This is a genomic window from Herbiconiux sp. FW305-C-125, assembly GCF_058783455.1.
On the sequence record NZ_JBYSYO010000001.1, the window covers coordinates 1,029,558 to 1,053,033 of the forward strand.

General features: G+C 71.1%; 24 protein-coding genes. 14 read left to right on the forward strand and 10 right to left on the reverse strand.

The window, feature by feature from the left end; genetic code table 11:
- Nucleotides 1-15 precede the first annotated feature (15 nt).
- From AC3WLB_RS05325 to AC3WLB_RS05340, 4 genes are read left to right on the forward strand one after another with little or no spacing between them, the layout of a single operon-like run.
- On the forward strand, nt 16-4,797 hold the full coding sequence (locus AC3WLB_RS05325) for an ATP-dependent helicase (protein WP_492503915.1): 4,782 nt from the start codon (nt 16-18) through the stop codon (nt 4,795-4,797).
- Nucleotides 4,790-5,569 (forward strand): DNA-formamidopyrimidine glycosylase family protein, encoded by a 780-nt coding sequence (locus tag AC3WLB_RS05330; protein WP_492503917.1) that lies wholly within the window; start codon nt 4,790-4,792, stop codon nt 5,567-5,569. The genes AC3WLB_RS05325 and AC3WLB_RS05330 overlap by 8 nt, the downstream gene beginning before the upstream one ends.
- Nucleotides 5,570-5,618: 49 nt before the next feature.
- Nucleotides 5,619-6,326 (forward strand): alpha/beta hydrolase, encoded by a 708-nt coding sequence (locus tag AC3WLB_RS05335; protein ID WP_492503919.1) that lies wholly within the window; start codon nt 5,619-5,621, stop codon nt 6,324-6,326.
- Between the two features lie 14 nt (nt 6,327-6,340).
- Nucleotides 6,341-6,865, forward strand: a complete 525-nt coding sequence (locus tag AC3WLB_RS05340) for an aminoacyl-tRNA deacylase (RefSeq protein ID WP_022896062.1) — start codon at nt 6,341-6,343, stop codon at nt 6,863-6,865.
- A 38-nt stretch (nt 6,866-6,903) separates the two neighbouring features.
- On the opposite strand, the gene AC3WLB_RS05345 is transcribed toward AC3WLB_RS05340, so the two are convergent.
- From AC3WLB_RS05345 to AC3WLB_RS05355, 3 genes are all read right to left on the reverse strand, one after another.
- A complete protein-coding gene (locus tag AC3WLB_RS05345) occupies nt 6,904-7,803 on the reverse strand; it encodes a hypothetical protein (protein WP_492503922.1) in 900 nt (299 codons plus the stop codon).
- Between the two features lie 64 nt (nt 7,804-7,867).
- Nucleotides 7,868-8,644, reverse strand: coding sequence for a YqjF family protein (locus AC3WLB_RS05350; protein WP_492503924.1), 777 nt, complete (start codon nt 8,642-8,644; stop codon nt 7,868-7,870).
- An 8-nt stretch (nt 8,645-8,652) separates the two neighbouring features.
- Nucleotides 8,653-8,865 carry a hypothetical protein gene (locus AC3WLB_RS05355; RefSeq protein ID WP_022896065.1) on the reverse strand — a complete coding sequence of 71 codons (213 nt, stop codon included), beginning with the start codon at nt 8,863-8,865 and terminating at the stop codon, nt 8,653-8,655.
- Nucleotides 8,866-8,930: 65 nt separating this feature from the next.
- Here AC3WLB_RS05355 and AC3WLB_RS05360 point away from each other — a divergent pair, with 65 nt between their 5' ends.
- Nucleotides 8,931-9,734, forward strand: coding sequence for a thymidylate synthase (locus tag AC3WLB_RS05360; RefSeq protein WP_492503926.1), 804 nt, complete (start codon nt 8,931-8,933; stop codon nt 9,732-9,734).
- On the forward strand, nt 9,731-10,246 hold the full coding sequence (locus tag AC3WLB_RS05365) for a dihydrofolate reductase (protein ID WP_492503928.1): 516 nt from the start codon (nt 9,731-9,733) through the stop codon (nt 10,244-10,246). The genes AC3WLB_RS05360 and AC3WLB_RS05365 overlap by 4 nt, the downstream gene beginning before the upstream one ends.
- On the opposite strand, the gene AC3WLB_RS05370 is transcribed toward AC3WLB_RS05365, so the two are convergent.
- On the reverse strand, nt 10,237-10,497 hold the full coding sequence (locus tag AC3WLB_RS05370; protein WP_022896068.1) for a hypothetical protein: 261 nt from the start codon (nt 10,495-10,497) through the stop codon (nt 10,237-10,239). The genes AC3WLB_RS05365 and AC3WLB_RS05370 overlap by 10 nt on opposite strands.
- 175 nt (nt 10,498-10,672) lie before the next feature.
- Between AC3WLB_RS05370 and AC3WLB_RS05375 the strand changes: the two genes are divergently transcribed.
- From AC3WLB_RS05375 to AC3WLB_RS05390, 4 genes are all read left to right on the forward strand, one after another.
- Nucleotides 10,673-11,920, forward strand: coding sequence for a sensor histidine kinase (locus AC3WLB_RS05375; RefSeq protein ID WP_492503931.1), 1,248 nt, complete (start codon nt 10,673-10,675; stop codon nt 11,918-11,920).
- Nucleotides 11,917-12,645, forward strand: a complete 729-nt coding sequence (locus AC3WLB_RS05380) for a response regulator (RefSeq protein WP_492503933.1) — start codon at nt 11,917-11,919, stop codon at nt 12,643-12,645. The genes AC3WLB_RS05375 and AC3WLB_RS05380 overlap by 4 nt, the downstream gene beginning before the upstream one ends.
- A gap of 76 nt (nt 12,646-12,721) precedes the next feature.
- Complete coding sequence (locus tag AC3WLB_RS05385) at nt 12,722-13,483, forward strand: ABC transporter ATP-binding protein (protein ID WP_492503935.1); 762 nt, start codon at nt 12,722-12,724, stop codon at nt 13,481-13,483.
- A gap of 8 nt (nt 13,484-13,491) precedes the next feature.
- The gene (locus AC3WLB_RS05390; protein ID WP_492503937.1) at nt 13,492-14,874 is read left to right on the forward strand and encodes an ABC transporter permease; all 1,383 of its coding nucleotides are present in this window, start codon (nt 13,492-13,494) and stop codon (nt 14,872-14,874) included.
- 120 nt (nt 14,875-14,994) lie between these two features.
- On the opposite strand, the gene msrA is transcribed toward AC3WLB_RS05390, so the two are convergent.
- Together msrA and msrB are read right to left on the reverse strand one after the other, a co-directional pair.
- A complete protein-coding gene (gene msrA / locus AC3WLB_RS05395; protein ID WP_492503939.1) occupies nt 14,995-15,516 on the reverse strand; it encodes a peptide-methionine (S)-S-oxide reductase MsrA in 522 nt (173 codons plus the stop codon).
- Nucleotides 15,513-15,974 carry a peptide-methionine (R)-S-oxide reductase MsrB gene (gene msrB, locus AC3WLB_RS05400; RefSeq protein WP_492503941.1) on the reverse strand — a complete coding sequence of 154 codons (462 nt, stop codon included), beginning with the start codon at nt 15,972-15,974 and terminating at the stop codon, nt 15,513-15,515. The genes msrA and msrB overlap by 4 nt, the downstream gene beginning before the upstream one ends.
- A gap of 142 nt (nt 15,975-16,116) precedes the next feature.
- Between msrB and AC3WLB_RS05405 the strand changes: the two genes are divergently transcribed.
- On the forward strand, nt 16,117-16,770 hold the full coding sequence (locus AC3WLB_RS05405; protein ID WP_492503943.1) for a mismatch-specific DNA-glycosylase: 654 nt from the start codon (nt 16,117-16,119) through the stop codon (nt 16,768-16,770).
- Nucleotides 16,771-16,830: 60 nt separating this feature from the next.
- Here the strand turns inward: AC3WLB_RS05405 and AC3WLB_RS05410 are convergent, their stop codons facing one another.
- Both AC3WLB_RS05410 and AC3WLB_RS05415 read right to left on the reverse strand, forming a co-directional pair.
- On the reverse strand, nt 16,831-18,453 hold the full coding sequence (locus AC3WLB_RS05410; protein ID WP_492503945.1) for a molybdopterin-dependent oxidoreductase: 1,623 nt from the start codon (nt 18,451-18,453) through the stop codon (nt 16,831-16,833).
- Nucleotides 18,454-18,565: 112 nt separating this feature from the next.
- Nucleotides 18,566-19,039, reverse strand: a complete 474-nt coding sequence (locus AC3WLB_RS05415) for a MarR family winged helix-turn-helix transcriptional regulator (RefSeq protein WP_492503947.1) — start codon at nt 19,037-19,039, stop codon at nt 18,566-18,568.
- A 78-nt stretch (nt 19,040-19,117) separates the two neighbouring features.
- Between AC3WLB_RS05415 and AC3WLB_RS05420 the strand changes: the two genes are divergently transcribed.
- Both AC3WLB_RS05420 and AC3WLB_RS05425 read left to right on the forward strand, forming a co-directional pair.
- Nucleotides 19,118-20,194, forward strand: coding sequence for an LLM class flavin-dependent oxidoreductase (locus AC3WLB_RS05420; protein ID WP_492503949.1), 1,077 nt, complete (start codon nt 19,118-19,120; stop codon nt 20,192-20,194).
- On the forward strand, nt 20,191-20,955 hold the full coding sequence (locus tag AC3WLB_RS05425) for an NADPH-dependent F420 reductase (RefSeq protein ID WP_492503951.1): 765 nt from the start codon (nt 20,191-20,193) through the stop codon (nt 20,953-20,955). The genes AC3WLB_RS05420 and AC3WLB_RS05425 overlap by 4 nt, the downstream gene beginning before the upstream one ends.
- On the opposite strand, the gene AC3WLB_RS05430 is transcribed toward AC3WLB_RS05425, so the two are convergent.
- A complete protein-coding gene (locus tag AC3WLB_RS05430) occupies nt 20,952-21,572 on the reverse strand; it encodes a TetR/AcrR family transcriptional regulator C-terminal domain-containing protein (protein ID WP_492503953.1) in 621 nt (206 codons plus the stop codon). The two genes, AC3WLB_RS05425 and AC3WLB_RS05430, sit on opposite strands and share 4 nt — an antisense overlap.
- Before the next feature lie 70 nt (nt 21,573-21,642).
- Between AC3WLB_RS05430 and AC3WLB_RS05435 the strand changes: the two genes are divergently transcribed.
- Nucleotides 21,643-23,103 carry an MFS transporter gene (locus AC3WLB_RS05435; protein ID WP_492503955.1) on the forward strand — a complete coding sequence of 487 codons (1,461 nt, stop codon included), beginning with the start codon at nt 21,643-21,645 and terminating at the stop codon, nt 23,101-23,103.
- 54 nt (nt 23,104-23,157) lie between these two features.
- Here AC3WLB_RS05435 and AC3WLB_RS05440 read toward each other — a convergent pair whose 3' ends face one another.
- Nucleotides 23,158-23,460, reverse strand: a complete 303-nt coding sequence (locus tag AC3WLB_RS05440) for an EthD family reductase (protein WP_492503957.1) — start codon at nt 23,458-23,460, stop codon at nt 23,158-23,160.
- Nucleotides 23,461-23,476: the final 16 nt, after the last annotated feature.

Sequence of the window (23,476 nt, forward strand, 5' to 3'; positions counted from 1 at the left end):
GGTGAGTATTGAGGGATGAGCGATGTGCTCCAGAGGTTCTCCCCCGCGACCCGCGAGTGGTTCCTCGGCGCCTTCCAGTCCCCCACCGCCGCGCAGGCCGGGGCGTGGGATGCGGTGTCGAGCGGCGACCACGCGCTCGTCGTCGCGCCCACGGGCTCGGGCAAGACGCTCGCCTCCTTCCTCTGGGCCATCGACCGCCTCGCCTCGAGCATCACCGACGACGCTCCGCGCACCACCTCGGTGCTCTACGTCTCCCCGCTGAAGGCGCTGGCGGTCGACGTGGAGCGCAACCTCCGGTCGCCGCTCGTGGGCATCACCCAGACGGCGAAGCGGATGGGCGCGACTCCCCCGCTCATCACCGTCGGCGTGCGCTCGGGCGACACCCCGGCGGCCGAGCGGCGCGATCTGGCGAAGAATCCGCCCGACATCCTGATCACCACGCCCGAGTCCCTCTTCCTCATGCTGACCTCGGCCGCGCGCGAGTCGCTGGCGGCGGTCACGACGGTGATCGTCGACGAGGTGCACGCCGTGGCCGCCACCAAGCGCGGCGCCCACCTCGCGGTGAGCCTCGACCGGCTCGACCAGCTGCTCCCCACGCCGGCCCAGCGCATCGGGCTCTCCGCCACCGTGCGGCCCCGCGAAGAGGTCGCGCGCTTCCTGGCGGGCGGGCGGCCGGTCACCATCGTGGCGCCGCCCTCCACCAAGAAGTTCGACCTCAAGGTCGTCGTGCCGGTGGAGGACATGACGCAGATCCCTCCCGCCGAGACCGCGTCGCTCGAGGGTTCGGCGGCGGGTGCCGACGCCCCCGAACAGGGCTCGATCTGGCCGCACGTCGAAGAAGACATCGTCGACCGCATCCTCGAGCACCGCTCCTGCATCGTCTTCGCCAACTCGCGGCGGTTGGCCGAGCGGCTCACGGCGCGGCTCAACGAGATCTACGCGGGTCGACGGCTGTGGGAGGACCCATCGGGCGGTGTGGTCGTTCCGGTGCCCTTCGACGAGAGCGACGACGAAGCCGAGGGGGTGTTCGACGACGGCGAGACGGATGCGCGGGGCCGTGCCGCGCCGGCGCGCCCACCCGCCCAGCTCATGGGCCAGGCCGGCCAGAGCTCGGGCGACGAGCCTGTGCTCGCGCGGGCGCACCACGGTTCGGTGAGCAAGGAGCAGCGGGCCCTGATCGAGGACGACCTGAAGACGGGGCGGCTCCGCTGCGTCGTCGCGACCTCGAGCCTCGAGCTCGGCATCGACATGGGTGCGGTCGACCTGGTGATCCAGGTCGAGGCGCCGCCGTCGGTGGCGAGCGGCCTGCAGCGGGTCGGCCGCGCCGGCCACCAGGTCGGCGAGGTCTCGAAGGGTCTGCTGTACCCGAAGCACCGGGCCGATCTGCTGCATTCCGCCGTGGTGTCGATGCGCATGACCGAGGGGCTCATCGAGACCCTGTCCATCCCGGCGAACCCGCTCGACATCCTCGCCCAGCAGACGGTCGCGGCCTGTGCGCTCGAGCCGATCGACGTCGAGGAATGGTTCGACGTGGTGCGGCGGAGCGCCTCGTTCAGCAACATGCCCCGATCGGCATACGACGCGACGCTCGACCTCCTCGCCGGCTTGTATCCGTCCGACGAGTTCGCCGGGCTGCGGCCGCGTCTCGTCTGGGACCGCGACGCGGGCACCCTCACCGGCCGCCCCGGCGCACAGCGCCTGGCCGTCACGAGCGGCGGCACCATCCCCGACCGCGGGCTGTTCGGCGTGTTCATGGTCGGCGGCGAGCCGACGGATGCCGACCCGGCGACCGGGCGCACCCGATCGGCGCCGGGCCGCCGCGTGGGCGAACTCGACGAGGAGATGGTCTACGAGTCGCGGGTGGGCGATGTCTTCGCGCTCGGGGCGACGAGCTGGCGCATCCAGGAGATCACCCACGATCGGGTGCTGGTGACGCCGGCGTTCGGGCAACCCGGCCGACTGCCGTTCTGGCGCGGCGAGGGTCTCGGCCGGCCGGCCGAACTCGGGGCGGCGATCGGGGAGTTCACCCGCACCGTCGCGTCCGCCTCGCCGCAGGATGCAAATGCCATGGCGCTCGGCGCGGGGCTCGACGAATGGGCGGCGGCGAACCTCGTGGCCTTCGTGCACGACCAGCGTGAGGCTACCGGTCACGTGCCGAGCGACAAGACCTTGGTGGTCGAGAGGTTCCGCGACGAGCTCGGCGACTGGCGCGTCATCCTGCATTCCCCGTTCGGCATGCAGGTGCACTCGCCGTGGGCGCTCGCGATCAACGCGCGCATCCGGGAGCGGTTCGGGGTCGACGCGAACGCGGTGGCGAGCGACGACGGCGTGGTGGTGCGACTCCCCGACACCGAGAGCGACCCGCCCTCGGCCGAGCTCTTCCTGTTCGAGGCCGCCGACCTCGAACAGATCGTGACCGACGAGGTGGGCGGGTCGGCTCTGTTCGCCTCGCGGTTCCGCGAGAATGCTGCCCGCGCGTTGCTGCTGCCCCGGCAGAACCCGGGCAAGCGGTCGCCGCTCTGGCAGCAACGGCAACGGTCGGCGCAGCTGCTCGAGGTCGCACGCAAGTACCCGACGTTCCCGATCATCCTCGAGACGGTCAGGGAGTGCCTGCAAGACGTCTACGACCTGCCGGCGCTGCTGCGCATCGCGCGCGACCTCGAGGCGCGGCGCATCCGCGTGGTCGAGACCGAGTCGGGTGAGCCGTCGCCGTTCGCGCGGTCGCTGCTGTTCGGGTACGTGGCGTCGTTCGTCTACGAGGGCGACAGCCCGCTGGCCGAACGCCGGGCGGCGGCGCTCTCGCTCGACCCGAGCCTGCTCTCCGAGCTGCTCGGCCGCGCCGAATTGCGTGAGCTGCTCGACCCGGGCGTGATCGAGGAGACGCAGCGCGAACTGCAGCGCCTCACTGCCGACCGCCGTGCCCGCGACCTCGAAGGCGTGGCCGACCTGCTGCGGCTGCTGGGCCCGCTCACGACGGCCGAGGTGCGCGAACGCTCGCTCGACTTCGATGTCGCCAGGGCGCTCGACGAGCTCGTCACCGCGCGCCGGGCGTTGCGCGTGACGTTCGCGAGCACCGAGTGGTGGGCATCGATCGAAGACGCGGGCCGCCTGCGCGACGCATTGGGCGTGCCCATCCCGTTCGGCGTTCCGGACGCGTTCATCGCTCCGGTCGAGCAGCCCGTGCTCGACCTGGTGAGCCGCTACGCGCGCACCCACGGGCCGTTCCTGGCCCAGGAGGTGGCCGCACGATTCGGCCTCGGCGTCTCAGTGGTGACGGATGCGCTGCGGCGCCTCGCCGCCGACCGCCGTGTGATCGAGGGCGAGTTCCGGCCGAGCGGCCTCACCGCCGACCTCGAGCGCGTGGGCCTGGCCGGCGGCACCGAATGGTGCGACGCGGAGGTTCTTCGCCGGTTGCGCAGCCGCTCGCTCGCGGCGCTCCGGCACGAGGTCGAACCCGTTCCCACCACCACTCTCGCGCGCTTCCTGCCCGCCTGGCAGCACGTCGGCGGGTCGTTGCGCGGTGTCGACGGCGTGCTGACGGTGATCGAACAGCTCGCCGGTGTCCCGGTGCCGGCCTCGGCGTGGGAGAACCTCGTGCTGCCGGCGCGCGTGCGCGACTACAGTCCCGCCATGCTCGACGAACTGACCGCCGCGGGCGAGGTGGTCTGGTCGGGTCGCGGTACGCTGCCCGGCAGCGACGGCTGGATCGCCTTCCACACCCTCGACACCCTGCCGATGTCGTCGACCGCGCCGGAGGAGATCGACGAGACGCCCGTGCACCGCGCGCTGCTCGGCGCTCTCTCGCGCGGCGGTGCATACTTCTTCCGGTCGCTGGCCGACGAGGTGGCACGCCTGGTGCTGGAGGAGGCCGGGGATCCGGCGAGTGCAGACCTGGTGGCGGGCATCCAGAGCGGCCCGGTCACCGTCGACGACGCGACGATCGTGAGCGCCATCTGGGACTTGGTGTGGGCCGGGGCCGTGACGAACGACACGGTCGCGCCGCTGCGCACCCTCACCGGCTCGGGAAAGTCGGCGCACAGCACCAAGCGACCCGCCCCACGCACCCGGATGTACCGCGGCCGCAGCCTCGCCCGCGCGACCATGCAGACCCGGGTCGGTCCGCCGACCGCCGGCGGCCGCTGGTCGCTGCTGCCCGCGCCGAGCGACGACCCGACCCTGCGGGCGCACGCGACCGCAGAATTGCTGCTCGACCGCTACGGCATCGTCACCCGTGGGTCGGTCGTGAACGAGCGCATCCCGGGCGGCTTCGCACTCGCCTACCGGGTGCTCAGCCAGTTCGAGGAGAGCGGGCGGTGCCGGCGCGGCTACTTCGTCGAGACGCTCGGCGCCGCCCAGTTCGCCACGGGGGGTACGGTCGACCGGTTGCGCGGCTTCGCTCCGGATGCGCCAGGCCGCGACAGCGGGCGCGATCAGCCACCCGAGGCGCTCACCCTGGCCGCCACCGATCCGGCGAACCCCTACGGCGCCGCCCTCCCCTGGCCGACGGTGGAGGGGCACAAACCCGGGCGCAAGGCGGGCGCCCTCGTGTCACTCGTCGACGGTGAGCTCGTGCTCTACCTCGAACGCGGCGGCAAGACGGCGCTCGCCTTCAGCGACGACCCGGTGGTGCTCGAGCTCGCCGCGCGGTCGGTGGCTCTGGCCGTCACCTCGGGCCGGGTCGACCGGATCGCCGTGGAGCGGGTGAACGGCGACTTCGTGCTGGGCACGCCCGTCGGCGGCGCACTGGAGATCGCCGGGTTCACCGGAACGCCACGTGGGTTGAGGCTCCGTGCCTGAGGGCGACACCGTCTACCGCACCGCCAAGCATCTCCACGAGGCGCTGGCCGGACGGCCGCTGACCGTGAGCGATTTCCGGGTGCCGAAGTTCGCATCCGTCGATCTCGTCGGCGAGGTCGTCGAGGGGGTGGTGGCTCGCGGCAAGCATCTGCTCACCCGAGTGGGCGACTACAGCATCCACACGCACCTCAAGATGGAGGGGTCGTGGCACATCTACCGCCACGGCACGCGGTGGCGCCGGCCCGCCTACCAGGCGCGCATCGTGCTCGAGAACGCCGACTGGGTGACCGTGGGCTTCGAATTGGGCGTGGTCGAACTGGTCGAACGCGATCGCGAAGACGAGGTGGTGGGGCATCTCGGGCCGGACCTGCTCGGCCCGGACTGGGACCCTGACGAAGCGGTGCGCCGGCTGGCGGCCGACGGGTCGCGCGAGATCGACGTGGCGCTGCTCGACCAGCGCAATCTCGCGGGCCTCGGCAACGTCTACGCCAACGAGCTGTGCTTCCTGCGGGGGATGCTGCCGCAGCGGCCGGTCGGCGAGGTGCGTGATCTGCCGGGGGTCGTGACGCTGGCGCACCGTCTGATCACGACCAACCGGGACCGGGTCGAGCGCACGACGACGGGCGACCTGCGACCGGGCCGGCAGACCTGGGTGTACGGGCGCGACGGCCGGCCGTGCCTGCGGTGCGGAACGCGCATCCGCCGCGGGTCGATGGGCGCATCCGAACTCACGCAACGGGTGACCTACTGGTGCCCGGTGTGCCAGAGCTAGGGTCGCCCGCCGACCCGTGACCGTTGGCTGCTCGACTACGCTGAGTTCGGTGAACGCATCCGCAGACCTGATTCTCGACGACGACGCCGTGGTGTGGTCGGTGCCTCGTGCCGAGCTGTCGGAGCGGCTCGCCGGCGAGCCGCTCGTCATCGTGATGCACGGGCGCGGCTCGCATGAGAACGACCTCGCCGCACTGTTCCCGCTGCTGCCGGAGGGCGTCGTCTACGCGTCGCTTCGGGCGCCGCTGTCGGGTGCCCCGTTCGGGATGGGCGGGTGGACGTGGTTTCCGCCCGGTGAGCCGGCGAACCCCGCGCTCGACACGATCGACGCCGCCGGGCGGGCGGTTCTGGGATGGCTCGACCGTGTCGAGTCGGCCTTCGGTGCCCCGCCCGCCACGGCGGTGCTCGGGTTCTCGCAGGGTGGAGCGATGTCCATCCACCTGATGCGGCTGGCACCGTATCGTTTCGCCGCCGCAGTGAATCTGTCGGGCTTCGCGGTGCGCGGGCCGGTCGCGGGCGACGAAGCACTCACCGCGCGGCGTCCGCCGCTGTTCTGGGGGCGCGACGAGGCCGACCCGGTGATCGCGGTGGCGGGGATCTCGTGCACCACCGAGGTCGTGCCGGAGCTTTTCGCCGTCACCGCGCGCCTGTACCCGGGCGTCGGGCACGGCATCTCGCCCGAGGAGCTCGCCGACGTGTCGGCGTTCCTGCGGGCGGCGTTGCCGGTCGATCCGGCCGACCAGGTGCCGGCGAGCTGACGGCGGGCGAGCGGATGGCGAAGAAGGCGCGCGCCGGAGCGTCGGGAGCGGCCGGTGGTTCAGGGGTTCCGACCACCGCCGCCACGGTGGCGCTGCGCGCTGCGGGCATCCCGTTCGCCGGGCACGTCTACGTGCACGACGCGGCTGCGACCGACTTCGGCGCGGAGGCCGCGCGCGAGCTGGGGGTCGAGCCGGAGCGGGTCTTCAAGACGTTGATGGTCGACACGGATGCGGGGCTCGGCATCGGCATCCTCTCGGTGCGCGATCAGCTCGACGTGAAGGCGCTGGCGGTGGAGCTCGGCGCGAAGCGGGGCGCACTGGCCGAGAAGGCCGTGGCGGAACGCAAGAGCGGGTACGTGGTGGGCGGCATCAGCCCGGTCGGGCAGAAGACGGCACTGCCGACGGTGCTCGACGACTCGGCGTTGGCGTTCGCGAGCATCTTCGTCTCGGGCGGTCGGCGCGGCTTCGACATCGAGCTCGCGCCGGCCGATCTGCTGCGAGCGGTGGCGGGGCGGGTCGCGCTCATCCGGCGCGGGTGAGAGGTGGGTCGAAGCCGCGCAGGAACGGTTCACGCGCGTCAGGCGGGCCCGCCTGGGTCGGCGCCGTCAACCACGAGACGGGTCCATCGACGGAGGAAGAGTGCGCCCGCGGAGTCGTCGACCACGCTGTCGGGAGCGGTGAGCACCGGGTAGTCCGTCGTCGGCACGCCGTCGCGAGGACGCACGTCGACGTGCACGACCTCATGGCCCCGGCCGTGCAGCCAGTGCGCCATGGCGTAGTCGCTTCGGGAGTCGCCCATGGTGCGCCAGACGCTCGGCACCGGGCCGGTCGCAGCGATGAGGTCGAGCGCACGCTCCGCCCCCAGGTCCTTCCCGACCCGAACCGACTCGACATCGCTCGCGATGATCGACGGGTCAATGCGATAGAGCACCCGGCCGGTGCTGTCGGGATGCGGACTGTTCCTCCACACCACGCCGAGATCGAAAGTTCTGCACAGATCGATCACCGCGCGGTCGAACACGGGCTGTTCCGCGAGATAGTCGTCGGAGTCGACGTCGGTGCATTGCTCGACCGAGATCATGGTGCGCTTCGTGCGGTCGACGAACATCGTCTCGGCGAAGCGCGTCGCCACCAGGCCGTCGACCTCGACGGCCAATCGAGCGGGAGGAACGAGGGAGTCATCGATGGACAGATCACCGACGCCGGTTGGGGTGATGCGAAACCACACAGCCCCCTTCTCGCACACGCCGAAGACACGGGCCGATTCGTCGAGCCCGCCGTCGATCAGCGGAGCGACGACTTCGTTCTGCAGGAAGACGTCCGAGCGCCCGGTGTTGAACGCCACCGGCACGCCGGCGTTGGCGAGGGCCACGAGGTCGGTCGCGATCGCCGGGATGGCGATCCCCCGGGCCACGGGGCTCGCGATGGGTCCGTCGACATCGAGGAGGAGTCCGAGATCGAAGGCCGGTGCGGTCACCCGCCCATTATCCTCGGCTCCGCCCCCGCGTGCGGTCGGCCACCCGAGTCCCTGGCCGAGCGCGTCAGGCCGCTCCAGCGGGTGTCGAACGCCCGAACGCCGTGTGCACGCCGGGCGAGAAGAGCACCGAATCGGGGGCACGGTCAGCGAGCTCGGGGAATCCGGCGGCGGCGAGCAGCTCGTCGTCGAGAAAGCGCAGTTCGGCGTCGACGAGCTGCCAGGGTTCGTGCTCGTTCGGGATGAACCGGGTGCGAGCCGCGCCGGCCCCCCGGGCGACGTGCAGTCCCCACCGCGCCGTGAGGAACACGGCGAGCTCGTCGTTCGAACGGTCGTCGTGGCCGGGGCGCGCATCCACCCGGCTGTGCGGGCCGGGGCCGCCGCCGAACCCGTTTCGACCACGGCGCTCCGAGCGGTAGCTGATGGTGCCGTCGGCCGCGGTGGTGATGCTCATCCGCGCCCAGCGGTACGGCAGGCCGAAGAGCAGATGCGCAGCCGTGACGGCCGCCAGCCGGGCCGACTCGAGCGACACGAAGACCACGCCGCGACGACCGGTGTCGTCGATCGAGTACAGCCGCACGTTGATCTCGGGGAAGGTGCCGATGTAGGGAACGGGCCCGAGCCGCCGAGCACCCGGCGTGGTGGCGTTCGCCAGCCGGAACGGGATGAGGCCCACCCAGGCGGAGCCGTCGAAGACGTCCGGCCGGGTACCGGGCGGGAGGTGCGGAGCGACCAGCTCCGGAGGCACCCGCCAGTGCACGAAGGTGAGCGACTGCCAATCCTGCTCGTGCAGGGCACCACCGGCGAGCGCGGGTGCGACTCGGCTCGGACCGTCGGCAGGCATCGACGGGGTCAGTCGTCGGCCTCGATACCGATCACCGCAACGGGGATGCCGGGGGCGAGGAGGATGTCGGCACGCTTGTACCGCCCCTCACCCACGTTCACCTCGAGCCAGGTCGGAACCGCCGATTCGACGGCGGCGCGGATCTCCTCCTTCAGCACGTCGACATCGCGACCAGAGACCGAGTACTGCTTTCCGTCATACAGGATGTTGATGCGCTTCATACGGGTTCGCCCTTCTTCGACCCAGGCTACCGCCCGCGGCCCGAATTGGCTCTACGCTCGATGTGATGACGATCGCCACCCCCTACGAAGACCTCCTGCGCGAGACCCTCCAGGCCGGAACGCCGAAGGGCGACCGGACAGGTACCGGCACGCGAAGCGTGTTCGGGCGCCAACTCCGGTTCGACCTGGGCCTGGGGTTTCCGCTCATCACCACCAAACGCGTGCACTTCAAGTCGGTGGCCTACGAGCTGCTCTGGTTTCTGCGCGGCGAGAGCAATGTCGGCTGGCTGCAGGAGCACGGGGTCACGATCTGGGACGAGTGGGCCGACTCATCCGGCGAACTCGGACCGGTCTACGGTGTGCAGTGGCGCTCGTGGCCGACTCCCACGGGCGAGCACATCGATCAGATCGCGCAGGTGGTGGAGACCATCCGCACCGACCCCGATTCGCGGCGCATGATCGTGTCGGCCTGGAACGTGGCCGAGATTCCGCAGATGGCGCTCGCGCCGTGCCACGCGCTGTTCCAGTTCTACGTGGCCGACGGGAAGCTCTCGTGCCAGCTCTACCAGCGCAGCGCCGATCTGTTTCTCGGCGTGCCGTTCAACATCGCCAGTTATGCGCTGCTGACGCACCTGATCGCGGCCCAGACCGGACTCGGTGTGGGCGAGTTCGTCTGGACGGGCGGCGACTGCCACATCTACGACAATCACGTCGAGCAGGTGCAGCTGCAACTCCAGCGAAGCCCGTACCCGGCGCCGACCCTGCGCATCGTGAACCAGCGCACGAGCGTGTTCGACTACGAGTACGACGACCTGGAGGTGGTGGGCTATGAGCACCATCCCGCCATCCGGGCCGCGGTCGCGGTATGAGCGTCGCACTCATCTGGGCTGAAGCGCGGGGTGGGGTGATCGGGCGGGACGGCGGAATCCCCTGGCATCTCCCCGAAGACCTCGCGCGTTTCCGCTGGCTCACCGAGGGCAGCACCGTGGTGATGGGGCGCCGGACGTGGGAGTCGTTGCCTGAACGGTTCCGTCCGTTGCCCGATCGCCGCAACGTGGTCGTGACCCGGCAGGCGGGGTGGGCGGCGCCCGGCGCGGTGGTGCACCACTCGGTCGCCGAGGCGCTGGCAGAGGCCGGCGGGGCCACCGGCACCGTGTGGGTGATGGGTGGCGGGGACATCTACCGGCAGGCGCTTCCGTTCGCGCACCGGGTGGAGATCACGCGCGTCGATCTCGAGGTCGACGGCGACACCACCGCACCAGCGATGGGTGGCGAGTGGCGGACCGAGCTCGATCCGCCATCCGGCTGGTTCGAGTCCCGGACCGGCCTGCGCTATCGCTTCGAGTCGCTCACCCGCGAGCCACGGCCCGTTCAGTCGTAGACGTGAGCGACCGTCCAGTGCTGACCACCGTGATGGCGCACCAGGTCGAAGACGTGACTGAGTCCGTTCTCATCGGTGGCTTGGAATCGCCAGGCCACGAAGTCGGGTGCATGGGTGGACCAGTACAGTCCCTCCGGCTCGGTGGGCCGGTCGCTGACCGTCCACCGACGTCCGCGCCACAGCATCCGCACCGGCACGAGGCCGTCGTCGAGCCACAGGGTCGCGAACTCGGTCAGGTCGATGGTCGTCATTCTCGCCTCCGGAAGATCGAATATATGTTCGAATGAATTCACTATCCCGCACCGACGGGCGACACGCCAAGCGGGGTGATGAGGCTGCCGGAGTTCACGTACATCGCAAGGATGATCTCTGGCCGATCGGCCCGAACCGCTCGAATCGCAGCGAGCCGGCGTCTACCGTTGAGGCATGTTCCGCCGTCTGAAGCCCTACCAGCTCGGCTTCGATGTCGGTCTCGCCGTTCTCTGCGTCGGTCTGCGCGTTCCGCTCGGGGCGCCCGAGCCCGCCCTGACGGTCGTGGTGGTGGGTATGGGCCTCGCCTTCGCGTTACGGCGACTGAGCCCGCCCCTCGCCCTGGCGACCGCGTGGGTGTTCGCCGTCGCGCAATTGTCGTTCGCGCTGCAGCCCGACGTGGCCAATCTCGCCCTCCTGCCCGTGCTGTACGCCACCGCCCGCTACGGCGGGCGACTCGTCAAATGGGCCGGACTCATCTCCGCGGCGCTCGGTGCCGTGCTGGCGTCGCTCTACCTCACCGTCGGGGTCTACTACGGCAGCCTGTTCGGCGAGACCGGCCCCCCGAACCTCGCGCGTTTCACCATCACCTTCCTCGCCTACCTGTTCGCGGCAATGGCTGCGCTGGTCCTGAGCTGGACGCTCGGCCTTCTCGCCAAGACTTGGGCGAACGCACAGGAGAGCCGGATGCGGCAGCTGGTCGCGGAGCACAACGTCGCCGTCGAGCAGCAGCGCAATCGCATCGCCCGCGACATGCACGACATCGTGGCGCACTCGCTCGCCGTGGTCATCGCCCAGGCCGACGGTGCGCGCTACGCGATGTCGGCCGACCCCGGGGCCGCCGAATCGGCGCTCGGCACCATCTCCGACACGGCACGGGCGGCGTTGGCCGATGTCCGCGTGCTGCTCGGCGAATTGCGTCACGACGAGCCCACGGCCCCGCAGCCCTCACTCGGAGACGTGCCGCGTCTGGTCGATCAGCTGCGTGCATCCGGACTCTCGGTCGACTTCGACCAGTCGGGAACACCTCGCTCGCTGCCACCGGGCAGCCAGCTCGCCGTCTACCGCATCGCGCAGGAGGCCCTGTCGAACGCGTTGCGTCACGGCGCGCCGGGAGGCCTCGCGCGGGTGCGCCTGCACTGGCAGCCGACCGCCCTCGAGCTGACTGTGACGAGCAAACGTGCCGCCGGACCGGCTCGCGCACTGCGCGCCGGTCACGGAATCCACGGAATGCGCGAGCGAGCCGCGCTCGCCGGCGGCGAGCTGACCATTGTCGACGGTGAGGACGAGTTCGTCGTGCGAGCGACGATCCCGGTACCGGAGAGCGCGGCCGTTGGCGCTGCCCCTGACCGCAGCGGCCGTGTCGACGGCACCGGCACTCGCGGTGTCAGCGGCACCGCCCGCGCAGACGGCGGAGACGGATGAGCGCCATCAGAGTCGTTCTCATCGACGATCAGCCGCTGTTCCGCGCCGGCATCAGGCAGGTGGTCTCCTCCCAGCCCGATCTGGAGTTCGTCGGCGAAGCCGGTGACGGTGCCGAGGGCGTGGCGCTGGTGGAACAGACCCGGCCGGATGTGGTGCTGATGGACATCCGGATGCCGGTGATGGACGGCATCGAGGCGACCCGCCGTCTGCTCGCACCCGGGGGCTCGGTGACCGCGCGGGTCGTCGTGCTCACCACCTTCGACCTCGACACCGCGGCAGTACGTGCCATCGCGGCCGGTGCGAGCGGTTTCCTGCTCAAGGATGCGCACCCCGAGTTCCTGCTGTCGTCGATCCGCACGGTGCACGCCGGCAGCGCGGTCATCGCACCGGCGGCCACGCGCGATCTGTTCGAGCACTTCGCAGCGGCGAGCACGAGCGCACGACCGTCGCCCGGGCCGGGCGGAATGGGCGCCCCCGCGTCCGGTCTCGGCCCCGCGATGCCGCCGGTGCAGGCGTATGAGCGACTCACGTCGCGCGAACGCGAGATCTTCGCGCTCGTGGCCGACGGACTGTCCAACGCTGAGATCGCGAGCGCCGAGTTCCTCAGCGAGGCGACGGTGAAGACGCATGTGAGCCGCATCCTCACGAAGTTGCAGCTGCGCGATCGCGTGCAACTGGTCCTCTTCGCAGTGACTCACGGACTGGGCCGGCCGACGGCCCGCTGAACGTCATCCTCCGGATGTACGCGAGTCGTTCCGCGGGCTGACGCCGCCGGACGCTCCGATCCGTAGCGTCGACGACATGCAGATCAGCCCAGGAGACATCGGCCTCGTCGCGAGAGTCGCCCAGCTCACCAAGTCCTACGGCACCGGCAGCGCCGCGGTCACCGCTCTCGACGATGTGTCGATCGGCATCCGCCGAGCCCAGTTCACCGCGATCATGGGCCCGAGCGGCTCCGGCAAGTCCACCCTCATGCACATCATGGCGGGCCTCGACAACGCGAGCTCGGGCCGGGTGTGGATCGGCGACACGGAGATCACATCGCTTCGCGACACCCAACTGACCACGTTGCGCCGACGACGCGTCGGCTTCGTCTTCCAGTCGTTCAACCTCGTGCCGACCCTCGATGTGCTGGGCAACATCCTGCTCCCGTTCGAGCTCGACGGCCGTCCGCCGTCGGACGAGGAGCACCGCTGGATCGATCACCTCGTCGACACGCTGGGGCTCCGCGACCGCATCCGGCATCGCCCGCACGAACTCTCCGGCGGCCAGCAGCAGCGCGTCGCCATCGTGCGCGCCCTGGGCGCACGGCCCGACCTGGTGTTCGCCGACGAGCCAACCGGCAACCTCGACTCCCGCACCGGCCGAGAGGTGCTGGCGCTGCTCGCCTCGGCGGCGAGCGACTACGGGCAGAGCATCGCCATGGTCACCCACGACCCGGTGGCCGCGAGCTTCGCGGAGCGCATCGTCTTCCTCGCCGATGGCCACATCGTCGAAGACCGCGGCCGGTCGACGGCGTCCGAGATCAGCCAGTACATGCTGGGCATGGAAGGTGTGGCATGAGGCCGCGGATGCGCGACCACGCGCCGAGCGTGCTGGTCGCCACCTTGAGCGCCGCATTCGGGGTCGCCCTGTTACAGGTCACCGGCGCTCTCGCGACCATGATGACCTCAGACCCGGGCCTGTCCACGAGCGGGACCGCAGCGGTCCTGCTCGCTCTCACCGGCGGGGTTTTCATCGTCATCGCGGTGTACGTCGGTGCCGTCGTCACCGCGAACACCTTCGCCACGATCGTCTCCGGGCGCACGAAGACCATCGCGTTACTGCGCCTGATCGGTGCGACTGCGGCGAGTCAGCGCCGGGCCATTGCGCGGGAGGGACTGCTGGTGGGTCTGGCCGGAGCAGCGCTCGGTCTCCTGACCGGCACCGCGGCGGCGTTCACTCTCATCTCGGTGGCGGTGGCCGCCGACGTCGCCCCTCCCGTCGAATACGACTACCTGACGCCGGTGATCGGTCTCCCCCTGGTGGCGGTGGTGCTGACCACGTGGCTGGCCTCGTGGATCGGCTCGCGACGCGTCCTCGACGTCTCTCCGATGGCGGCGACCGGAGGCGCACACGAGGTGCGGCACGACGTCGCGCTCCGCCGGCGGGGCCGTAACATCACGGCGATCGTGCTCATCGTGCTGGGATTCGGACTGCTGGCGCTCGGCATCCTCATCGGATTGGCGACGCCGCTGGGTGTTCTGCCCGCCGTCATCGGCGGTCTCCTCTCCTTCAGCGGCCTCGTGCTCGGCGCTCCCCTTTTCATGCCCGGCGCCCTGCGAGTGGTCGGCCGAGCACTCGGCAAGACGCCCGCAGCACGGCTGGCGGCCGAGAACGCCGTGCGCTACCCGGAGCGGAGTTCACGCACCACCATCGGTCTCGTCATCGGCGTGACCCTGATCACGACCTTCGCCGTCGCTGCGGCGAGCTACCAGGAGATCCTGTCGCGGTTCGACCAATCACGGGAGGGCGGCGTCGCCGGGATCGAGCAGGTGATCGCGGTCACCGTCGGGGTGTTCTCGGCGCTGCTGGGGTTCAGCGCCCTGATCGCGGCGGTCGGGATGGTGAACAACCTCTCGCTCAGCGTGCTCCAGCGCACACGGGAACTCGGTTTGCTGCGCGCACTCGGGTTCACGAATCGGCAGGTGCGCGGGATGGTGGTCGCCGAAAGCGCGCAGCTGACTCTGACGGCCGTACTCGTGGGGCTCATCCTCGGCACCTTCTATGGCTGGGCCGGGGCTCAATCGTTGCTGGGCTGGATGAACGGGCCGGCCGTGATCCTCCCGGTGCTGCCGCTGTGGCTTCTGGGAGTCGTCACCGCCGCAGCCGCGGTGCTGACGGTGGTCGCGGCGATCGCGCCGACCCGTCGCGCCACCCGCATCGCTCCCGTCGTGGCACTGGCCGTGGAATGAGGGACCTCCGCTGGGACAGCGAGGCGCGGCGAAACGACAACCGGGTGTGGAGCCAGGAACTGGCTCCACACCCGGTGTATCAACGCAGGCCGACTGTCGCAAGCGACCGTCAGGGGGCGACTACGACTGGTTGGCGGCCGCCTCGCGGCGGGGCAGCTTCCAGCCCGGCCGGGCGTAGTGGCAGGTGTAACCGTTGGGGTAGCGCTCGAGGTAGTCCTGGTGCTCCGGCTCCGCCTCCCAGAAGGCGCCCGCAGGAGCGACCTCGGTGACCACCTTGCCGGGCCAGAGCCCGGAGGCGTCGACGTCGGCGATGGTGTCCTCGGCGACGCGGCGCTGGTCCTCGTTCTCGTAGAAGATCGCCGAGCGGTAGCTCGTTCCGACGTCGTTGCCCTGACGGTTCCTGGTCGACGGGTCGTGGATCTGGAAGAAGAACTCCAGCAGCTCCCGGTAGCTGGTGGTCTCGGGATCGTAGGTGATCTCGATCGCCTCGGCGTGGCTGCCATGGTTGCGGTAGGTGGCGTTCGGGGTGTCGCCTCCGCTGTAGCCCACGCGGGTGTCGAGCACCCCGGGACGCTTGCGGATCAGATCCTGCATGCCCCAGAAACAGCCACCGGCAAGGATTGCCTTCTCGGTCGTGGTCATCGTGCGTTCTCCTTCGTGTCGAACAGGGTGAGGTAGTCGCCGTAGCCCTCGGCCTCGAGGGCGTCGAGCGCCACGAACCGCAGGGCGGCGGAGTTGATGCAGTAGCGGAGGCCGCCGGTCTCCCGCGGGCCGTCATCGAACACGTGCCCGAGGTGGCTGTCGCCGTGGGCGGAACGCAGCTCGGTTCTGGTCATGCCCCAGCTGCGGTCCTTCTTCTCCACCACGTTGGCGGGATCGATCGGCACCGTGAAGCTCGGCCAGCCCGACCCGCTGTCGTACTTGTCGACGGAGGCGAACAACGGCTCACCCGAGACGACGTCGACGTAGATGCCGGCCTTCTTGTTGTCCCAGAACTGGTTGCGGAAGGCGGGCTCGGTCACGTCCTCCTGGGTGACGCGATACTGCTGAGGGGTGAGGCGGGACAAGGCCTCGGGGGTCTTGCGGTACTCCTGTGTCACGAGAGATCTCCTTGGTTCGCACCACTGGCTGCGGCGGTCATCAATAAGAACAGCGGTGCTGACGAGAAAGTTCCGGCGGGCCGCTGCGCTCACAGGCAGCCCTCAGCATCGGCCCGGTTGCGAGGTGGATTAGCCTGCTGGCATGGGATTCACGCGGGCCGAGCTCGACTCCTACTACGGCACGACGCTGCCCGACGTCATCGGTCCGGGGCTCCGGCTGCTCATCGTCGGCATCAACCCGGGCCTGCACACCGCCGCGGTGCAGGCACCGTTCAGCCGGCGCGGGAACCGGTTCTATCCGGCGCTGTACCGCGCGGGCATCCTCGACCGCCTGATCGATGCGTCGGTGGGTTTCAAGCCGGGCGACCGTCAGCACCTCCTCGACCGCGGCATCGGGCTCACGACCCTGGTGGCAGGCGCGACCGCGCGTGCCGACGAGCTGAGCGACGACCAGTTGGTGGCGGGCGCGGCGGCACTCGTTCCGCGGGTGGCCGAACTGCAGCCGGCCGTCGTCGCGATGCTGGGCGTGACCGCCTACCGGATCGCGTTCCACCGGCCGCGCGCGGTGGTCGGGAAGCAGCCCGAGACGCTGGCCGGCGCCGAATTGTGGGTGGTGCCGAACCCCAGCGGGCTCAACGCCCACGAATCCGTCGACTCGCTGGCGGCCGCCTACCGTGAGGTGGCGATCGCGGCCGGCATCCCGGTGTACCCGGTGCCGCAGACGACCGCCCCCGAGGGCGGTGAGCGCCCGGCCGGCGGCGCGGAACCGGACGCCGGCGCCCGGGCGAGCGACTGATCCGGGCGGCGAGCCGACCAGGACCGGCGGGCCGACCAGGGGCGGCGGCACGGGCATCCGTCAGCCCGTGACCGTGATGAGGGTGCGTTGCCAGCCGGTCGAACCGTCGGGCGCGATGGGGGCGCGCTCCTCGATCTGCAGGTTGCCGGCCTTGTCGGTGGCGCGCACCGAGACGTAGTGGGGGCCCGGGGTCGCCGTCCAGTCGAGCACCCATTGCACCCAGGTGTCGGCGTTCACCGCGGTGGAGAGCTTGGCGGGTTGCCATTCCCCGTCGTCGATCGACACCTCCACCTTCTCGATGCCGACTGTCTGCGCCCACGCCACACCGGCGATCTTGGTGGGCCCGGCAGCGAGCTGTTTGTCGATGCGCGGCGTGTCGATGCGCGAGGAGAGCTTGATCGGGGCTTCGGCCGAGTAGCCGCGCGGCGTCCAGTAGGCCTCGTCGGCGTCGAAGGTCGTGACCTTGAGCTCGGTGACCCACTTGGTGGCGGAGACGTAGCCGTAGAGGCCGGGCACGACCATGCGCACCGGGAAGCCGTGCTCGAGCGGCAGCGGCTCGCCGTTCATCGCCACGGCGAAGATGGCGTCGATGCCCTCGTCGGTGAGGGACCCGAGCGGCGTGCTCGCCGTGAAGCCGTCGACACTCTTGGAGAGCACCATGTCGGCCCCCTGCTGGGGGCCGGCCGCTGCGAGCACGGTGCGCACCGGCACGCCGAGCCACTTCGCCGTGCCGAGCAGTTCGCCACCGACCTCGTTCGAGACGCAGGTGAGCGTGATGGAGTACTCGTCGAGGCCGAGGTCGAGCAGGTCCTGGAACGAGAGTGTCACCTCGTTGTCGACGAGGCCCACGACCGTGAGGCGCCAACTCGACGGGTCGACGGCGGGCACGGTGAGAGCGGTGTCGACCCGATAGAAGTCGGTGTTGGGCGTGTAGAGGGGTGAGATGCCCGGCACGTCGAGCTCCGCACCGTCGGGCACCGGCACGGTCGCGCGGGGGGCCGGCAGCTTCAGGGCGTCACGGATGCCCGCGAGCGACGACGTGGCCGCCGAGACGATGCGCGAGCCCGTCCCGACCACGGCGGCCCCTGCCGCCACGACCGCGGCCAGCACCAGGAACCGCCGCCGGTCGAACCGGGGGTCACGGCCCGGAGCCTCCGCCGGGTCGGCCGGCGCCGACGCCCGGGGCGCAGCGCGCCAGACGCGGAGGCGGCGCACCAGCAGGGTGAGTAGGAACGCGCCCCCGATCGTGCCCAGCACGGTCGGCACCGCGGCGAGCGGGGTCGCGCCCGTGCGGGTCACGATCGCGGCGACGGCGAGTGCGCCCGCCAGCCCGAACAGCACCACTCCGAGCGGCCGGCGCACCCAATGCAGCACGCCCGCGAGTGCCGCGGCCACCGCCACCGCGACGCCGATCGACGCGAGCAGGAAGAGCTTGTCGTTCGCCCCGAAGGTCTCGATCGCGAACTCCTTCGCCCACCGCGGCACGATGTCGATGACGAACGATCCGACCGCGAGCACCGGGCTGCCGTCCCGCGCCACGATCAGGGCGACGAGCTCTGCGATCGCGAGCAGCGCTGCCCCGCTCAGCACACCGCTGAGCGCCGCGAGCGCCCAGTCGGCCAGCCGGCCCCGGGCGTGCGTGCGGGCACGGGTGCCACGTGCCGTCTCTGTCTTCTCGCGCATCCGCTGCCTCCCGACGTCGACGTGAGTGTCGTCGGGTATTCGGAGCGGCACGCGGATCGGCTTGGCCGCGCTAGCCACCGGTGGGGCGAGAGCTGCCCGGCTCGCCCGGCGCTCAGCGCCCCGGCAGCCCCAGGTGCGCGCGCAGCGCGGCCGAGACACCGTCGAGCGCGGCCAGCTGTTCCGGCGTGAGCGCGGCCACGAACAGCTCTCGCACGTCGCGCAGGTGCGGCACCGAGCAGCGGCGGAACACCTCGGCGCCCGCCGCCGTCAGCAGCACCTCCGACCCCCGATTGTCGGCGGCACTGCCTTCCCGCACGATCAGCCCGCGGGCCTCCATGCGCCCCAGATGGTGTGAGAGCCGACTGCGCTGCCAGCCGATCGACGACGCCAGCGCCGACGACCGCAGCCGGCGGCCCGTCGCCTCGCTGAGTGCCAGCATGACCTGGTAGTCGGCCGTCGACACCGCCGATTCGCTCTGCATCCGGCTGCCCAGCAAGGAGCGCAAGGACTCCGCCGTCTCGGTGTAGTCGCGCCAGATGCGCAGTTGCTCGCGGGTAGGAAGATTCCGGGCGGTCGCGGCGTTCACTCTCATTGCCTCCAGTAGTTGACATGTGAACTATATGGCACGCATCAGCGCAGGAGGCCCGACAGAAGGGCACCCCGTATGAGCACCGGACTCGAGTTCGGCATCGACACCTTCGGCGATCTCCCCCGCCACGACGACGGGCGGCTGATGTCGTACGCCGAGGCCATCCGCGCAACCGTCGACGAGGCGGTGCTCGCCGACCAGGCCGGCGTCGACGTGGTCGCCGTCGGCGAGCACCACCGGCCCGAGTTCGCGATCTCGACGCCGGAGACCGTTCTGGCCGGCATCGCCACGCGCACCGAGCGCATCCGTCTCGCCTCCGGTGTCACGGTGCTCTCCTCCGACGACCCGGTGCGCGTCTTCCAGCGCTTCGCGACCGTCGACGCCCTCTCCGGCGGTCGCGCCGAGGTCATCCTCGGCCGCGGGTCGTTCACCGAGTCGTTCCCGCTGTTCGGCTACGACCTCGCCGACTACGACCTCCTCTTCGACGAGAAGATCGACCTGTTCCACAAATTGCTCGACGAGCAGCCGGTCACCTGGGAGGGCACGACGCGGGCCGCGCTGCACGACGCCGACGTCTTTCCCAAGACCGAATCGGGGCGGCTCACCACCTGGGTGGGGGTCGGCGGGTCGCCGCAGTCGGTCATCCGCACCGCGCGCTATGACTTCCGGCTCATGCTCGCCATCATCGGCGGGGCGCCCGAACGCTTCGCCCCCTACGTCGACCTCTACCGGCGCGCGACCGAGCAGCTCGGCACCACCGCCCACCCCGTCGGCATGCACTCGCCGGGCTTCATCGCCGACACGGATGCCGAGGCCAAGCGGCTGTTCTACCCCGGCTACAAGGAGCTCCGCGACCGCATCGGCGCCCTGCGCGGCTGGCCGCCGCTGCGCGCCGAGGAGTTCGACGCCGAGGTGGAGCACGGTTCGCTCTACGTCGGATCGCCCGAGACGGTGGCCCGAAAGATGGCGGCCGCCATCCGCAGCCTCGACGTGGGGCGCTTCGACCTCATCTACTCCTCGGGCGGCAGCCTGGCCGCCAGCGCGCGGATGCACGCCGTGGAGTCGTACGCCACCCAGGTCATCCCGATGGTGCGAGAACTGCTGGCCGAGTCGCCCGTGGGTGCCGCCGGCGCAGCGGCGGTGGCCCAATGAGCGGCGCGGGCAGCGGCGCGGGCGCCGGCTCGGGCGGCCCGGTCAGCGCCGGCGGCGACGGCCGCGGCACGCTCGGCATCCTGGGCGCCGGCAAGGTGGGCACCGTGCTCGCCCGGCTCGCCCTCGCCGCCGGACATCGCGTGCTCATCGCGGGCAGCGGCGATCCGGCCAAGATCGCGCTCCCCACCGAGGTCCTGACCCCGGGTGCCCAAGCGGTGTGGGCGGCGGATGCCGCAGCCGCCGACATCGTGCTGCTCGCGCTCCCGCTCGGCAAGCACGGTCGGCTGCCCGTCGATGTGCTGCGCGGCCGGCTGGTGGTGGACACGATGAACCACTGGTGGGAGATCGACGGACCGCGCGAGCGCATCCTCGACCCGGCCGAGACCTCGAGCGGATTCGTGCAGCGCTTCCTCCCCGAGTCGCGCGTGGTGAAGGCCTTCAACCACATGGGCTACCACGACCTCGAGGCCGAAGCCCGGCCGGCCGGAGCGCCCGGCCGCAAGGCGATCGCGATCGCCGGAGACGATGCGGCGGACGTCGCGGCGGTCGCCGCACTCGTCGACGAGCTCGGTTTCGACCCCGTGGTCGCCGGCGCGCTCGAGGAAGGCCGCCGGATGGAACCCGGCACCCCCGTCTTCGGCGCCAACACCGACGCGGCCGAGCTGCGGCGACTGCTCGCGGCGACGCCCCACGAAACCGCAGCCACCGGGCCCGGTCCGGAGCCGGAACTCGACGCCGACGCGCGGCTCGCCGCGCGCTAGCGCTCCCGTTCCGGCAGCCCGACGAGCTGCCGCACCCCGTCCTCGAAGAGATCGTCGGCGTCGTTGTGGGCGAAGTACTCGGTCACCCCGGCCGCCAGTAGGGGAAAGCGCCGCCGGAACTCAGGCTGGAGTTCGTCGGAGGGCGCCGCATCCGGCCCCTGCTCGGCCAGCACGTGCCCCAGGGTGTAGCGGGTGGCGGCCAGCACCAGAATCCACGCCCGCCCCGGCTCGACCCCCTCGGCGACCAGCCGCTCCAGCGCCCGCTCGGTGAACTCGGCGCGCCGCAGCGAATCGTGCGCTCCCGACACGATGCGTGCCCCGTCGCGATGCGCGAGCAGCGCCGCCCGCAGCGCCACGAGCGCCCCGAGCAGCCACTCGCGCCACGACGCCGAGCGCTCATCGGGCCGGTCGAGCGCCGCCAGGGGCTCGACCGCCTCACCCATGATGGCGTCGGACAGCGCTCCGAGCAGAGCAGCCTTGTTCGCGACGTGCCAATACAGCGTCGGCGCCTGCACGCCGAGCCGACCCGCGAGCGTGCGGAGGCTCAGCTTCTCGAGTCCCTGCTCATCGACCAGGGTGAGCGCTTCGCGCACGATGACGTCCCGAGTCAGCGCCATCTCTCTCCTTGCATTCGCACTCTAACAGTGTTAGACATACTAGCGCTCTAACACTGTAAGGGAGATTCGGATGCCCGTCCCGACCGCTGCGCCCCCCGCCGCCACCGCCCCCGCCCCCGCCACCCTGCGCTCTGCGTGGCTCGCACTCACCGGCCTCTCAGCCGTGTTCCTCTTCGAGATGCTCGACAACTCGATCCTCACCGTCGCCCTGCCCACGATCGGCCGCGAGCTGAACGCATCCGCCACCGATCTGCAATGGGTGACCGGGGTCTACGCCGTGGTCTTCGGCAGCCTCATGCTGCTCTTCGGCGCGATCGCCGACCGCGTCGGCCGCCGTCGCGTGATGCTCGTCGGCCTCGCACTGCTCGCCCTGGCGAGCCTCGGCACCCCGTTCGCCACCACCGCCGGCGGGCTCATCGCGGTGCGCGCGGCGATGGGCGTGGCCGCCGCCATGACCACGCCGGGCTCGATCGCGCTGGCCTTCCGCCTGTTCCGGGAGGACGGGCTGCGCGTGCGCGCCATCAGCCTCATCTCCATGGTGGGAATCGTGGGTCTCGCCATCGGCCCGGTCGCGGGCGGCCTGGTGCTGGCCGTCGCGCCGTGGCCGGTGCTGCTGCTCGCCAACGTGCCCGTCGCGGCGATCGCCTTCGCCGGCATCCGGGCCGGCATCCCGCGTGACGACGCCGACGAGCTGCACCGCGCTCCCATCGACCTGCTCGGCGCGCTGCTCGGCACGGTCGGAATCGTCGCCGCACTGCTCGCGCCCACCGTGTTCGTGAACGACGGCGCTGCATCGTGGGTGCCGTGGTGCACCGTCGCGACCGCCCTGGCGGCGCTGGCACTGTTCGTCGTGCGAGCGCGGCGCGCCCGGCAGCCGCTGATCGATCTCGCGCTCGTCGGCCGGCCTCTGGTGGCGAGCGGGCTGGCCTACAAAGCCGCGACGGGGCTCGCGCTCGCGGGCCTCGGGTACCTCGTGACGCTGCAGTTGCAGCTGGACTACGGCTGGCCGCCGGCGCTGGCCGCGATCGGCCTCCTGCCCCAGGTGGCGGTGCTCATCGGGCTCAGCCCGTTCGTCGGCCGCATCGTCGACCGGCTGGGCTTCGATCGCGCCGCGTGGCTGAGTGCCGCTTTCGTGCTGACCGGGCTCGCGGTCTACGGGGTGGGCAACTCGCTCGGTTACGGCTGGATCGCGGCGGCACTCGCGCTCGTCGCCGCCGGCATCCGGGTGAACGGGGTGGTGGCGGGCACGAACGTGCTCCGCGGCCTGCCCGAGAACCGCACCTCGATCGGCGCCGCACTCACCGACACCGCGCAGGAGGTGGCGAGCGGCATCGGGATCGCCGTGGCGGGCACCGTGCTCGCTGCGCTGTTCACGGGCATCCTCACCGCCCCTGGGTGGAGCGGGCAGCAGACGGCGCAGTTCCACGAGGGTGCGAGCATCGCGGCACTGGGGCTCGCGGCGGTGGCGGGCGCGCTGGTGCTGTGGGCGGGCCGCCGCACCCGCCGCGCCGTCAGCGCGCCGACGGACTGAGCGGTTCAAACGCAAAGAGCGAGGGCGGGCGTCCGCCGCCCACCCTCGCCCGGGTCACTCCTCGATGTCGGAGAAGAGGCCGGTGAACGTCGCCCCGGTGCCGATCAGGCGCTGGAAGAACTCACCGGCGACGGGCGCGGCGACCGCGGCCGACGCATCCTCGTAGCTGTCGAAGTAGAGGTCGAGCGTGCGGTGCGCCGGGGTGGGAGTGCCGTCTTCCTTCGGCCAGACCTTGGCCGACTCGACGCGCCGCAGCTCGGGCAGCTGCGCGGCGAGGGCCGCGATCTCCGCGTAGGCGGCTTCGAACGCGGCCGGGTCGGCGGGGTTGTCGATGACGAGCGTGATCTTGGTGGGCATGGTGTTCTCCTTTGTT